This window comes from Streptomyces sp. NPDC086519, from assembly GCF_040686075.1.
GTDB classification, from domain to species: Bacteria; Actinomycetota; Actinomycetes; order Streptomycetales; family Streptomycetaceae; genus Streptomyces; species Streptomyces shenzhenensis.
In genome coordinates this window covers 111,309-123,949 of the sequence record NZ_JBFBJL010000028.1, presented here as the reverse complement: position 1 = coordinate 123,949, position 12,641 = coordinate 111,309, and the positions used below count along the sequence as shown (strand labels likewise).

Annotated in this window: 11 protein-coding genes; 6 read left to right on the top strand and 5 right to left on the bottom strand. The window is 69.9% G+C overall.

The window, feature by feature from the left end:
- Positions 1–135: 135 nt before the first annotated feature.
- Positions 136–465: a hypothetical protein gene (locus AB0P24_RS26160; protein WP_352220804.1), complete on the bottom strand. Its 330-nt coding sequence runs from the start codon at positions 463–465 to the stop codon at positions 136–138.
- Positions 466–654: 189 nt separating this feature from the next.
- Here AB0P24_RS26160 and AB0P24_RS26155 point away from each other — a divergent pair, with 189 nt between their 5' ends.
- The 3 genes from AB0P24_RS26155 (at position 655) to AB0P24_RS26145 (ending at position 3,210) form a co-directional block, all read left to right on the top strand.
- The gene (locus AB0P24_RS26155; protein ID WP_365797958.1) at positions 655–1,413 is read left to right on the top strand and encodes a GntR family transcriptional regulator; all 759 of its coding nucleotides are present in this window, start codon (positions 655–657) and stop codon (positions 1,411–1,413) included.
- 783 nt (positions 1,414–2,196) lie between these two features.
- Positions 2,197–2,466, top strand: a complete 270-nt coding sequence (locus tag AB0P24_RS26150; protein ID WP_365797956.1) for a hypothetical protein — start codon at positions 2,197–2,199, stop codon at positions 2,464–2,466.
- Positions 2,467–2,802: 336 nt separating this feature from the next.
- A complete protein-coding gene (locus tag AB0P24_RS26145; RefSeq protein ID WP_365797954.1) occupies positions 2,803–3,210 on the top strand; it encodes a DUF6083 domain-containing protein in 408 nt (135 codons plus the stop codon).
- A gap of 380 nt (positions 3,211–3,590) precedes the next feature.
- Here the strand turns inward: AB0P24_RS26145 and AB0P24_RS26140 are convergent, their stop codons facing one another.
- From AB0P24_RS26140 to AB0P24_RS26130, 3 genes are all read right to left on the bottom strand, one after another.
- Complete coding sequence (locus tag AB0P24_RS26140) at positions 3,591–7,712, bottom strand: WD40 repeat domain-containing protein (RefSeq protein ID WP_365797952.1); 4,122 nt, start codon at positions 7,710–7,712, stop codon at positions 3,591–3,593.
- A 343-nt stretch (positions 7,713–8,055) separates the two neighbouring features.
- Positions 8,056–8,619 carry a hypothetical protein gene (locus tag AB0P24_RS26135; RefSeq protein WP_365797950.1) on the bottom strand — a complete coding sequence of 188 codons (564 nt, stop codon included), beginning with the start codon at positions 8,617–8,619 and terminating at the stop codon, positions 8,056–8,058.
- Positions 8,620–8,738: 119 nt separating this feature from the next.
- Positions 8,739–9,188 carry a DoxX family protein gene (locus tag AB0P24_RS26130; protein ID WP_350783630.1) on the bottom strand — a complete coding sequence of 150 codons (450 nt, stop codon included), beginning with the start codon at positions 9,186–9,188 and terminating at the stop codon, positions 8,739–8,741.
- 235 nt (positions 9,189–9,423) lie between these two features.
- Here AB0P24_RS26130 and AB0P24_RS26125 point away from each other — a divergent pair, with 235 nt between their 5' ends.
- Genes AB0P24_RS26125 through AB0P24_RS26115 form a run of 3 tightly spaced genes read left to right on the top strand, consistent with a single transcriptional unit; the run spans position 9,424 to position 11,873 of the window.
- The gene (locus AB0P24_RS26125) at positions 9,424–10,635 is read left to right on the top strand and encodes an amidohydrolase family protein (protein WP_365797947.1); all 1,212 of its coding nucleotides are present in this window, start codon (positions 9,424–9,426) and stop codon (positions 10,633–10,635) included.
- 38 nt (positions 10,636–10,673) lie between these two features.
- Positions 10,674–10,898 (top strand): ferredoxin, encoded by a 225-nt coding sequence (locus AB0P24_RS26120; protein ID WP_365797945.1) that lies wholly within the window; start codon positions 10,674–10,676, stop codon positions 10,896–10,898.
- Positions 10,899–10,901: 3 nt separating this feature from the next.
- Complete coding sequence (locus AB0P24_RS26115; protein WP_365797943.1) at positions 10,902–11,873, top strand: FkbM family methyltransferase; 972 nt, start codon at positions 10,902–10,904, stop codon at positions 11,871–11,873.
- A 15-nt stretch (positions 11,874–11,888) separates the two neighbouring features.
- Here the strand turns inward: AB0P24_RS26115 and AB0P24_RS26110 are convergent, their stop codons facing one another.
- Positions 11,889–12,638, bottom strand: coding sequence for a glycosyltransferase family 2 protein (locus AB0P24_RS26110; protein WP_365797941.1), 750 nt, complete (start codon positions 12,636–12,638; stop codon positions 11,889–11,891).
- Positions 12,639–12,641 lie beyond the last annotated feature (3 nt).

The window sequence follows — 12,641 nt, the reverse complement described above, 5'->3', positions numbered from 1 at the left end:
GATCCACGGTGAAGTCCCCACGGCCCGGACAACGCCCAACTCGCCTACGAGGCACGGCCACCAGGGCTGATGTACCTCATTGTGTTAGCCGTTCTAAGCCGCCAAGCTCCAGCCAGGGCGTCACGTCGGTCATGGTCAGACCCCGGCCGTGAGCGCGACCGCGCGGAACGAGATCCCGTGCCGCTTCTCGCCGTTGAACGTGTTCTCCCAGTCACGGGCCTTCAGGCCGACGACCCGCACCGGCATGCCCGGCACCAGGCCCTCGGGGAGGCCGGTCTCCGGCACGGTCACCTGGTAGAGGTTGCCCTCACCCTCGTCCGAGACCAGCAGACCCACGGTCGACAGACTCGCGTTCGTCTCCCGGTCCACGGCCCGCTCACCGGTCTTCTTGTTCACCATCTTCGGCTCCGGCGCGGTCGCCACGAACACCACCGCGGTCGAAAGGTCGATCTTGAAAGACGGCATCTGCCCATCCCTCGTTCTCGGAGGCCGCCTTACGCAACCTCTCTAGACATCTCAAGGAGAACACATCTCTAGAGATGCCGTCAAGGGAGATGTCTAGAGAGGTTGGTGCCGAAGGATTGCGGTTACATGCACTGAGCGGGTGACCCACCCGTGGCCTAAGCTGTCTAGAGAAGAGAGGAGGGCTTCCGAATGGCCACCACCGACAACGACCGTCGGCCGAAGTACCAGCGGATCGCAGACTCCCTGCGCGAGGCGATCCAGTCGGGCGAGTACGGTCCCGGTGATCGGCTTCCGGGAGAGAACGAGCTGATGGCCGCGCATGGCGTGGCCCGCATGACTGCCCGTCAGGCATTGGGCGTACTCAAGGACGAAGGCGTAGCCGAGGCCCGCAAAGGCGCCGGTGTCTTCGTCCGGTCCTTCCGGCCGTTGCGACGCCGTGGCATCCAGCGGCTTGCCGAGGAGCAGTGGGGAAGTGGCCGGTCCATCTGGGCGGCCGACACTGAGAACCGCACGCTGGAAGTAGACCAAGTGGCGGTGTCGGAGGAAGCAGCCCCGGAGAACATCGGGCGCGTGCTGGATCTCACCGACGAGGAGACGGTGTGCATCCGCCGGCGGCGGTACGTCCTGGACGGGAAGCCCGTGCTGCTGGCGACGAGCTATCTCCCCACCTCGGTGGTAGGAGGCTCCGCCATCACGCAGATGGATCCGGGGGCAGGTGGGATCTATGCCCGCCTTGCCGAACTCGGCTACAAGCCCGTGCACTTCCGCGAGGAGATCCGCTCGCGCATGCCCTCCAAGGACGAGGCATCGCAGTTGGGTATCTCGTCCGGCACGCCCGTCATCCTGATCTGCCGGACCGCGTTTGCGGACGAAGGGCGCCCGGTCGAGATCAACGAGATGACCTTGGACGCGGCCTCTTACATCCTGGAGTACGACTTCGACGCGTAGGCCCGCGCGGAGCTGTTACAGGTTTCTCTACCTCATCAAGCCGGCTGCGCTCCGCTCCGCCGGGCGCGCTCCCGGCTCCGCCGCGGGCGCCGCTCCTGCCTTCGGCCCGCTCCGCCCGCGCTGCGCCGACGCGCGCCCACGTGGCCAGAGCCGGGTCATGAGTCGATCACCGTAGAGAAGCGGCCACGGTCAGAACAGCCTCCGGCGGGGGCGCTCAGGCTCCGAGATGGCGGGGGCGCCGTTCGCGAGTGCCAGCGGACAGTGGCGTGCGCGGGGTGCTCCCATCCCGTCCACCGCCGACCCAGGCAGAGCCGAGCAGACGCGGCCCATGGCGTCCAGGTCGTTCGTACAGTGGCGCGCTCCACCTGGACGCCATGAACCACGCCCGCTCCACGGTGTGTGGGCCGACGGCAGACGGGATGGGAGCTGGGGCGGGTGGTGGTGAGAGGTGGAATCGGCCACCTCTCCGTTGTCAGTGCCGCCCGCTAGAATGGTTGGTTTGACCTCAACACGCTCCAGACCACTAGATGTTGTGGTTGATTACCGATCAGTACCCCACAACTAGTGGTTCGAGTGTGGCCGTTGGTTGCTCACTTCCGGCCACTGGTGCTCTAATGGTCCGTCAAGACAACGAAGAAAGCCCCATACCGGGGCTCAATCGAGGTTGGGCAGCCCGGTATAGGGCCTTCAGATGCGTTGCTAGGCGCCTGGGGACCATATAACGAGGCGCGAGGCTTTCCAAGCCCGCAACTTCGGCATGCCCACCTCAGAGAGAGGTGTGCAGTGATCCAGATGATCTCCTACGACCTGAAGAAGCCGGGTCAGGACTACGAGACGCTGATCAAGGAGATCAAGGCGCTTGGCTCCTCCTGGTGTCACGCGCTCAAGTCCACCTGGCTGGTCGAAACCGTCAAGTCGGCCGATCAGGTTCGTGCCACGCTCAAGGCCCGCATGGACGCCAATGACCTCATCCTGGTTGTGAACGTCACGGGTGACAACTACTCCGGCTACCTCGACGAGGAGGTCGTGGCCTGGCTCCGCACCCACATGTAGAGCCCATGCCCGATCTGCCGGGGAGTCCGGTATCGATGGCCATTATGAGGCCATGAACGAGTGAGATGGCCCCTGACCGATTTACCTGGCCAGGGGCCATTCTCGCTTTTGAGGGGTAGGGCCTCATGGTGCGGGCTCAGGCGGAGCACAGCGCCACGTCTGGATGGCCGCATGTGTCCTTGATCCCTAAATGAGGCCAAATCGCGCCCTACTGCGATTTGCTAAGACACGCTCACACTCGAACGTATGGGGGCGACCGGTGATCGTGACGAGCACTTATGCCAGCGCTGCGGGGAGGCCGGACCCACGGTCCGCAGTCGAGGCCGCATCGATCTCATGGCCGTGCTGTGCGATGACTGTTGGAATCGGCTTGCCGACGAAATGGCGGATAAAGAGGGCGCAACAGCAACACCTCGACCCGATCCGGACCCCGACGATGTGACCTTGCCAGAGCCGCCAACCTGCGGCCTATGTGGTGCTGACGTGCGCGTTTATCCCACGGTCTACGATCGATGGGTCAGTCTGGCGATGGTGGAGCTACCCGCCAAGGATGTTCCACGGCCTTTCCGGTGGCGGCTGGTGAAGGTCACGCCCCCTCGCTCTCCCGTCGTGATCGATATCGTGGCGGTCCGAGTGCGCGGCATAGATCCGATCCCCGGTGAACTGGTGACACCGGCCCATCAGTTCCTGTGCGCTGCCGAGCAGGCCGAGCAGTCTGTTGTCAAGAGGTCGCTCGATCGCTGACACCAGCGGCTGACACCAACAGCCGCGAACACGGTCGGATTCCGGCGTACTCCAGCGGCCGGCGTCGAGCCGCTTTCCCAGCGAAGTGCGGGGTGCGGAAGGCGCCGTGATCGACCTGATAAGGATGAGGCCACAGGTTCAAATCCTGTTAGCCCCACCAGTACGAAGGCCCCCGGTCCGGACGGATCGGGGGCCTTCGGCGTTCTCCGGGGAATTCGGGGGCGGGCATGAAAAAGCCCGGCCGCTGGCGACGGGGGATGCACCAGCGACCGGGTTGTGGCCAGCCTAACAAGGTGGCCGGTACGACGGGAGCCAACTTCTCGACCGTCGTGAGCAGTTGTGATCGGGATCACTCGAAGATGGTCAGGGGCGGGGGTGTCTCAGTCGTCGCAGGGCGGGTCGTAGGCGAGACGGGGGAGGTACTCGCGCCACTTGGCGGGCGTCAGGACATTGCGGGTGACCGAGCAGATGCGTGTGACCGCCTGGTCCACGTCCAGGCTCCACAGCCGGACCGTGTCGGCGCCGCTGGAGACGCCCAGCATGTTGCTGCGCGGGCTGAAGGAGAGGAAGTTGCCCGTCTTGGCGTTGGGGCTCATGGACTGGCCGATGGGGTGTGCCGAGGACGGGGACGACACGTTCCACAGGCGGACCGTGTTGTCGTTGCCTCCGCTGGCCAGGGTTCTGCCGCTCCGGCTGAAGGTCAGGGAGACGACCGCCTCGGTGTGGCCGGTGAGGACCGCGCTCAGCCGGGTCGCGTGCGCGGGGTCGGAGATGTTCCAGAGGCGCACCGTGTCGTCGTCGCTGCCGCTGGCCAGGGTGTGTCCGTCGGGGCTGTAGGCGAGGGTGTTGATGGGGCCCAGGTGGCCCTTGAGGGGGGTGCCCAGGGGCTTGGCGCGCATCCGGTCGGAGACGTTCCAGAGGCGGACCGTGCCGTCCGCGCTGCCGCTGGCCAGGGTCCTACCGTCCGGGCTGAAGACGAGCGCGTTGACGTAGCCGGTGTGGCCCTTGAGGGGCTCACCGAGGCGCTGAGGATGGGCAGGGTCGCTGATGTCGAGGAGCTGGACCGTGCGGTCGTCGTAGTCGGCGGCCACGGTGCGCCCGTCAGGGCTCAGTGCCAGCGCCTCGGCGCCCGCGTACCGGGTGTTCAGCCGGACCGGCGCACCGTACTGGGCGGGGTGCGCGGGGTCGGAGACGTTCCACAGCTGCACCCAGTTGACGTTGTTCTCGCCGGTCAGGATGACGAGGGTGCGGTCGTCCCGGGTGAACACCATCGAACGCAGGTCCCGCCACCCCGTGCGGAACGGCTCGCCGAGCGCGGTGGGCCGGGCCGGATCGGTGATGTTCCACAGCCGCATCCTGCTGTCGCCACCGCCGGTGGCCAGGACGCGGCCGTCCGGGCTGAACGCTCCCGCCGCACCGATCATGTCCGCGCCCGGGACCGACCACAGCCGTACCTTGCCGTCGCCGCTGCCGGTGGCGAGGGTGTGCCCGTCGGGGCTCCAGCCGACGGCGTACATCTCGCCGCTGCTGCCCGCGAGCGGCTCGCCCACCTGCGAGGGGAAGGCCGGGTTGCCGACGTTCCACAGGCTGGCCGTGGAGTCCGCGCTGCCCGCGGCGAGCATGGAACCGTCGGGGTTGAAGGCCACCGACCAGACGGGCCCCGTGTGGCCGGTGAGCGGCCCGCCGAGGGCCTTGGGGTGCGCCCGGTCCGCGACGTCCCACAGCCGTACGGTGTCGTCCTTGCTGCCGCTGGCGAGGGTGCGGCCGTCCGGGCTGAAGGCCACCGAGTGCACGGTCGCGGTGTGCCCGGTCAGCGGAGCGCCCACGCGCTCGGGGCGCCGGGGGTCGGAGACGTCGTACAGCAGGATCGAGTTGTCGTCGCTGCCGGCCGCGAGGGTGTGGCCGTCGGGGCTGAACGCGATGGAGCGCACCGCTTCGGTGTGGCCGGTGAGGGTGCCCAGCGAAGCGGGGTGGCGCGGGTCGTGCACGTCCCACAGGCGGACGGTGTGGTCCTCGTCGGCGGCGGCCAGGGTACGGCCGTCCGGGCTGAAAGCGACCAGGTAGACGGTGCCGTCGTGGCCGGCCAGAGGGGAGCCCAGGGAGACGGGGTGCCTCGGGTCGGAGACGTCCCACAGGCGTACGGTGCCGTCGTCGCCGGCGCTGGCCAGGGTCCTGCCGTCCGGGCTGAAGACCGCGCTGGAGACCCAACTCGTGTGGCCGAGCAGGGGCTTGCCCAGGGCCTTCGGCCGGGTCGGGTCGCTCACGTCCCACAGCCGGACCGTGCGGTCGTAGGCGGCGGTGGCCAGGACCTTGCCGTCGGGGCTGAAGGTGGTGAGGTAGACGGCGCCGGTGTGGCCGAGCAGCGGGGTGGCCAGCGGGGCGTTGACGATGGAGATCAGGCGGTTGTTGGCACCCTCGTCGTCCGGGCGCAGGTCATGGGCCACCAGGTCGAGCTGGGCGGACAGCGACGGGTCCGAGTACTGGAAACGGTCGGCCTCCGCGACCACCCGCTCGAACACCGCGTCGTCCCGCTGCTGCCGGGCGATCACGGCGGAACCGGCCGCCACCACCGCGAGGACGACCAGCGCCGACACGGCGGCCCGGCTGATCCACACCGTGCGCCTGCGCAGCCGCATCGAGGCCGCCAGGAACTCCACGGCGCTGCGCGTCAGGTAGGTGTCACCGGCCGACTTCGCCCAAGCGTGGGCCTGTTCCAGCCGTGACCCCCGGTAGAGCAACGCGGAGTCCTTGGACGACTCGTCCCAGGCCCTGCCGTCCTCTTCCAGGCGCTGGCGCAGCAGGTTGCCCTTGCGGTCCTCGTCGAGCCACTCGCGCAGCCGCGGCCAGGCGTGCAGCAGCGCCTCGTGGGTGATCTCCACGGTGTCCGCGTCCAGCGTCACCAGCCGGGCCCGGACCAGCGTTTCGAGCGACTCCTCCGTCTTGTTCGGGTCGGTGGACTCGGCGGCCAGCTGGCGCCGGGTGCCGCGCCTGCGGGTCGCCTGGGTGTCCTCGCCGAGCCGTACCAGGCGGAGCAGGAGCAGCCGGGCGGCGGTGCGGGCGGCCGGGTCCAGGCTGGACCAGGCGCGCTCGGCGGTCGCGGCCACCGCGCCCTGGATGCCGCCGGCAGCCCGGTAGCCGGCCAGCGTCAGGCGGCCCGCCTTGCGGCGCTGCCAGGTGGCGAGCAGGGCATGGGACAGCAGAGGGAGGATGCCGGTGTCATGGGCGCCGCGCGGGCCGTCCGCACTCACCTCCCGGACGATCAGCTCGGCCAGGCCCGGCTCCAGCTCCAGACCCACCGCCTTCGCCGGACCGGTCACGGCCTCGCGCAGTTCGGCGGTGGAGAGCGGGCCGAGCACCATGTGCCGGTGCTGAAGAGCGTCGGCCAGCTCCGGGTAACCGAGGCACTGCTCGTAGAAGTCGGCACGGATGCCGAGGACGACCAGGGCGGGGGCCCGCTCGCCGGGGGCGGCGGGGGTGCTGGCCGAGTGCAGGAGCTGGACGAAGGTGCGCCGGTCCGTCTCGTCGCTGCCGAGGGTGAAGGTCTCCTCGAACTGGTCGACGATCACGACCGGACGCGCCGGTTCGGCGCCCGAGGACGGCCGTGTTTCACGTGAAACATCGACGGTCGACCCGCGCGCATCGGCCGACCCGGCCGCCGCGGTCGGCAGAGCGCCGGCCGATCCGGCCGCCGTCGCCCCGGACTCGGTTTCGCGGCGGGCCCAGGAGGCGATCGCTTTTCGTGCGGCGTCGGGATCGTCAAGGTCCGTCAGTTCGGCCAACTCGGGTATCCGGCGGGTCAGCTCCTTCACGGGGTCCGTACCCGGGACGAGTTGCAGGACGGGCTGCGGCCGGCCCTCGTCATCGGCCAGGGCGCCGCTCTGCAGTGCGGTGACCAGGCCCGCGTTCAGCAGTGAGGACTTTCCCGCACCCGAGGCGCCGACCAGCATCACCAGGCCGCCGCCGGCCTTCGCGGAACGGAGCTGGGCGACCAGTGCGTCGGTGCTGCGCTCCCGGCCGAAGAACCAGCGGGCGTCCTCGCGGCGGTAGGAGGCCAGACCCCGGTACGGGCAGACGCTGTCGACCGGGGGCGGCTGGTCCGTCTCCTCGGCCGTCTCCGGTGCGGCCAGCTCGCCGACGGGATCGGCCACGGCCCGCTCCCACAGCTTCTGCCACTGGGCCATGTCGTAGAGCCCGCTGGACACCGGCGCCGGCTGGGCGCGGCGTGCCTGGGGGATCAGGACCTGTAGGACGGCGGAGAGGGCGACGAACTGGGCGGGCACGTTCTTCGCCCGCCGCCAGTCGCTGATCCGCTGGGCGGAGACCCGTACCGGACGGCCTCGCTCGTCGACGCGATGGAGTCGGTCGACCGCTTCGGCGACGCGTTTGAGTGGAGGATTACCGGCCTCCCTGTACAGCAACGCGAGGCGTTCCGCGAAGGCTGTGCGTGCCCCTGCGTCGGGACTCAAGGCTCTCCACTCCCTACTTCCCTTGCCGCTGGTCATCCGGACCGGAAAACTCACCTTATACGGCTGACCTGCGGCGAAGCCCTGAACCGGACGTCCCGCCCTCCTCAGACGGGCTTCTCGGCTGGCAGGATTTCGCCGCAGCAACGCGGTGATCGGGTCTCGCCCCGACCGGCCGACCAGCTCAGCATTGGCAGAGACAGCTCACGGCACCGCACGTTCTCGGTCACCTTCGACCGGCGTCCTTCCGCCGGAGTGGCCGTATGACGCGAGCTGCTTCCGCTTACCGAGCGGTCTCCCGGCTCAGTGCGCGGTCCGACACCTCCCGTGCCGTTCGGCACCGGTCCCCACGTGGGGAGGGACCGGTGCCGAACGGCACGGATCACATCCAGCCCGCCGCCCGTGCGGCCTCGACCGCGCGGTCCTCCGCGTCGTCGGCGATCGCGTTCAGCGCCATGTCCTGTCCCGCCGCCGTGCCGCCGGCCGCCTTCGCGGCCGCCTGGGACGCGGTGAGGGCGGCGCGCAGGGCCGTCGCGGTCCCGGCGTGGTCGTCCTGGGAGCCGGTCACCTGTGCGGACATATGCGTCGCCACCTGCGCGGCGAGCGCAGCGGTGGCGGCGGCGTTGCGGGCGCAGCGGGCGTCCGCCGCCGGGTCGGGTGCGGTGCCGGCCAGGGCGGTGAGGGACTGAGCCGACAGCCGGAGCGCGTTCGCGGCCCGGCCCACCGGACTCGTCGGGACGGTCTGCGCCGCGTCGGGGTCGATCCCGGCGTGGCGACAGGCGGCCACCGCACGCTCGTACGCGCTGCGGGCGCGCGCCGAGTGCAGCTTTCTCAGGGTGTCCGCCGAAGGAGAACCGGCCGGAGGGGAACCGGCCGAAGAAGAACCGTTCGAAGAGGAACCGGCCGAAGAGGAGCCGGAGGGGGACTTCGAGGGGTCGGTCGTCATCTGTGCCTCCTCGTTGGGAGCGCCGGGATGGGGCGGAGGGCCGCTGCGGGTACGCCTCATCGCGGGCGTTCCACATGGGCCCCACCCCCCCGAAGGGCGTCTCGCGAAGGGCGGGTCGGCTAGCCGAACAGTCCCAGTGCCGAGTCCACCGACCAGCTCTGCCAGCTCATCGCGAAGAGCCCGACCACGGAGATCAGGGCCATCATCAGGTTCTGCCCCTGTTCCGCCCAGTCGTGGATCATGAGGACCAGGTAGATCAGGTTGAGCAGGAACCCGGCCACCAGCGCGATCGGCGTGAGGAAGCCGGAGACCAGACCGAGTCCCAGGGCGAGCTCCGCGTACGCGACGACGTAGGCCATCAGCCGGGGGCGCGGCGCGACGACGGTGTCGAAGCCCCGCCGGACCACCGGCCAGCGGTGCTTCTCCGCGACTCCGGCCGCCCACCGGATGCCCCCACCGCCGAACCACTGCTTCTTGTCCTTGTGCCGCCAGCTCTCCAGCCACCACAGGCCGAGTCCGATGCGGAGCACCGCGAACCATTCGGCACCGCTCAGCAAGGCTGATCGCATCCCGCACCCTCCCGGATCGATCCCGGCACAACACCTGACGGACCGTCAGTTCAGCGGAAGGCGGCGTGCGCCGCAAGAGGAAGGGTGGGGCGAATGGCGGAAGGAGGAGGGCAGGAGGCGTGCGGAGTGCGGCGGGCCTTGCTGGTGCGGGCTCCTGGGCCTAGCCTGAATGCCGACGGTTTATCTGATGGACCGTCAGATAAATCCGGAACTCCGCAGGCAGCAGGGGGTAGGCATGGCAGAGAGCGCGACCGGCACCCAGGATCTGCCCAGGATCATCAGCGTGGACGACCACGTGATCGAGCCCGCGCACCTCTTCGAGAAGTGGCTGCCGGGCAAGTACCGCGACAAGGGGCCCAAGCCCTTCACCGCCGGCATCGGCGAACTCGCCTACGTCGGCGGCAAGTACCGCTTCACCACCGACCCCGAGGGCCAGACCACCGACTGGTGGGAGTACGAGGGCCTGCTCTTCCCGTACAAGCGGATCATCGCCGCCGTCGGCTTCTCCAGGGACGAGATGACGCTGGACGGCATCACCCGGGAGCAGATGCGGCGGGGCTGCTGGGACCCCAAGGCCCGCCTGGAGGACATGGACATGAACCATGTCGAGGCCTCCCTCTGCTTCCCCACCTTCCCCCGCTTCTGCGGGCAGACCTTCGCCGAGGCCGAGGACAAGGAGGTCGCGCTGGCCTGCGTCCGCGCCTACAACGACTGGATGGTCGAGGAGTGGTGCGGGGACAGCGGCGGCCGGCTGATCCCGCTGTGCCTGATCCCGCTGTGGGACGTCGACCTCGCCGTCGCCGAGATCCGGCGCAATGCCGAGCGTGGCGTCCGGGCGGTCACCTTCAGCGAGATCCCCACCTACCTGGGCCTGCCGTCCATCCACTCCGGCTACTGGGACCCGTTCTTCGCGGCCTGCGAGGAGACCGGCACGGTCGTCAACATGCACATCGGGTCGAGCTCCCAGATGCCGGCCGCCTCCCCGGACGCCCCTCCCGCCGTCCAGGCCTCGCTCAGCTTCAACAACGCCATGGCCTCGATGATGGACTTCCTCTTCTCCGGGGTCCTGGTGAAGTTCCCCCGGCTGAAACTCGCGTACAGCGAGGGCCAGATGGGCTGGATCCCGTACGCCCTGGAGCGCGCCGACGACGTCTGGGAGGAGCACCGCGCCTGGGGCGGGGTGAAGGACCTGATCCCCGAGCCGCCCTCGACGTACTACTACCGGCAGATCTTCTGCTGCTTCTTCCGCGACCGGCACGGCATCGAGGCGATCGAGACGGTCGGCGTGGACAACGCGACCTTCGAGACGGACTACCCGCACGTCGACTCGACCTGGCCGGAGACCAAGCGGGTGGCCCAGGAGCACGTCGGCGGCCTGGCACCGGAGGTGGCGTACAAGCTGCTGCGCGGCAACGCCATCCGGATGCTGGAACTGCCGTTCACCTAGCCGGTTCAGCCGGCCCGCCGCTGGGCAGGGGACCTTCCATGAAGGTCTCCGTCGACGCCGACGTCTGTTATGGGTCGGGTGAGTGCGCGTTCCGGGCACCCGCCGTGTTCGGCTTCGAGGACGGGTACGGTTTCGTCCTGCCCGGACGCGAGGACTCCGGTGCACCGGGGGAACCGGGGGACGACGACGAACTGATCCGGGACATCGCCGAGCGCTGCCCGTCGCAGGCGATCCGGATCGACGGCCGAAGGGTCACCGACTAGCGGATGAGCACCACCCCCACCACCCCCACGGAACTCACCACCCCCACGGAACGCACCGAATTCACCGAATTCGCCGAACTGCTGGCCACCCTCGGCCGCCGCTACGTCCGCGACTTCCCGCGCCCCTGGGGCAAGACCCGCGCGGCCCGGGCGCTCAACCCCTACCTGCGCGACCATCCCCGTCGGCGCGTCGTGGAGACGCTCTGGGGCGCTCGGTTCGCGGTCGACACCCAGGACCTCATCCAGCGCTACCTCTACCTCTTCGGGGTGTGGGAACCGCACATGACCCGCTGGCTGCGCGGCCGGCTGGCGCCGGGGGACTGCTTCGTCGACGTCGGCGCCAACATCGGCGTCTTCAGCGTCCTCGCCTCCCGGCTGGTCGGGGAGCAGGGCCGGGTCGTGGCCGTCGAGGCCTCCCCCGCCTTCCTCCGCCGCCTCGAACAGCAGAGCGCCCTGAACGGCTGCCGGAACATCCGCGCGGTCAACGCCGCCGTCTCCGACGCCCACCGCACCCTGACCTTCGTGCTCGCCAGCTCCCGCAACATGGGCGCCAACAGCATCGTCCCGTGGGACGGGCCGGCCGAGTCCAGCTTCGACATCGAGGCCGTGCCGCTGCCCGAACTGCTCAGGCCGGAGGAGATCGAGACCGCGCGGGTCATCAAGATCGACGTGGAGGGCGCCGAGGGCGCGGTGGTGCGCGGGCTCGCGCCGCTGCTGGAGAAGCTGCGCCCGGACGCCGAGATCACCGTCGAGGTCACCCCCGACCGGATGGCCCAGCTGGGCGACAACGCGGAGGACCTGTTGCGCACCATGACCGACGCCGGCTACCACGTCTACCGGCTCGCCAACAGCTACGCGGCCGACAGCTACCCCCGCGCCCTGTACGGCGAGCCGGTGGTCCCGGTCCGCTGGGACCGCCCGGTGACCGAGGAGAGCGACCTGGTGTTCTCACGAGTGGACGCGGCGACCCTGTAGGTCATCCGAAGGACGTCACCCGTACCGCCAGCCGAGCTCCGCCAGCGCCCGTGCCCGGTCCGCCACGACCGTCATGCGGGCCTCCCGTTCCGCCGGGTCGGTGTGGGCGGGGTGGCCGGTGACCTGGCCCGCCCACTTGCGGTACAGCAGCCCCGGCTCCGCCGAGAACCAGCCCCGGCTCACGGCGTCGAGCGCGAGCAGCAGTCCGGTGTCCTCGGAGGCGGGCAGTGCCATCCAGCCGCCGAGGGCGAGCAGCAGCTCACGGCGGACGAAGAGGGTGGCCGGGTGGACCGGGGCGCGGAAGCCGTGCGCCGTCCAGTGGCCCAGCACGGTCCCGCGCTCGATCGGCCCCTCCTCCGGGTCGCCCGGGAACTGGGCCGTGGAGCCGTCCGGCAGCAGGTCCAGGGCTCGTGAGGTGGCCCAGCCGAGGTCGGGGCGGTCCTCCAGCGCGGCCAGGTCACGGCCCAGCGCACCCGGCTGGAGCTGGTCGTCGGCGTCCAGGACCTTGACGTAGGAGCCCTCCGCCCGGGCCAGCGCGATGGTGCGCGCGACCCCGGGACCACCGGCGCGGCCCTGCCGGAACGACACCCGCGCGTCGTCGGGGACGTACGGGCCGACCTCGTCGCCGCAGCCGTCCTCCTGGATCAGCCACTGCCACTCCCACCCGTCGGGCAGCCGCTGCTCGCACAGCGACTTGTAGGCCTCGGGCAGGAAGCGGGCCGACGGCGCGTGGACCGCGGTGACGACGGTGATGCGCCGGGTCACGGC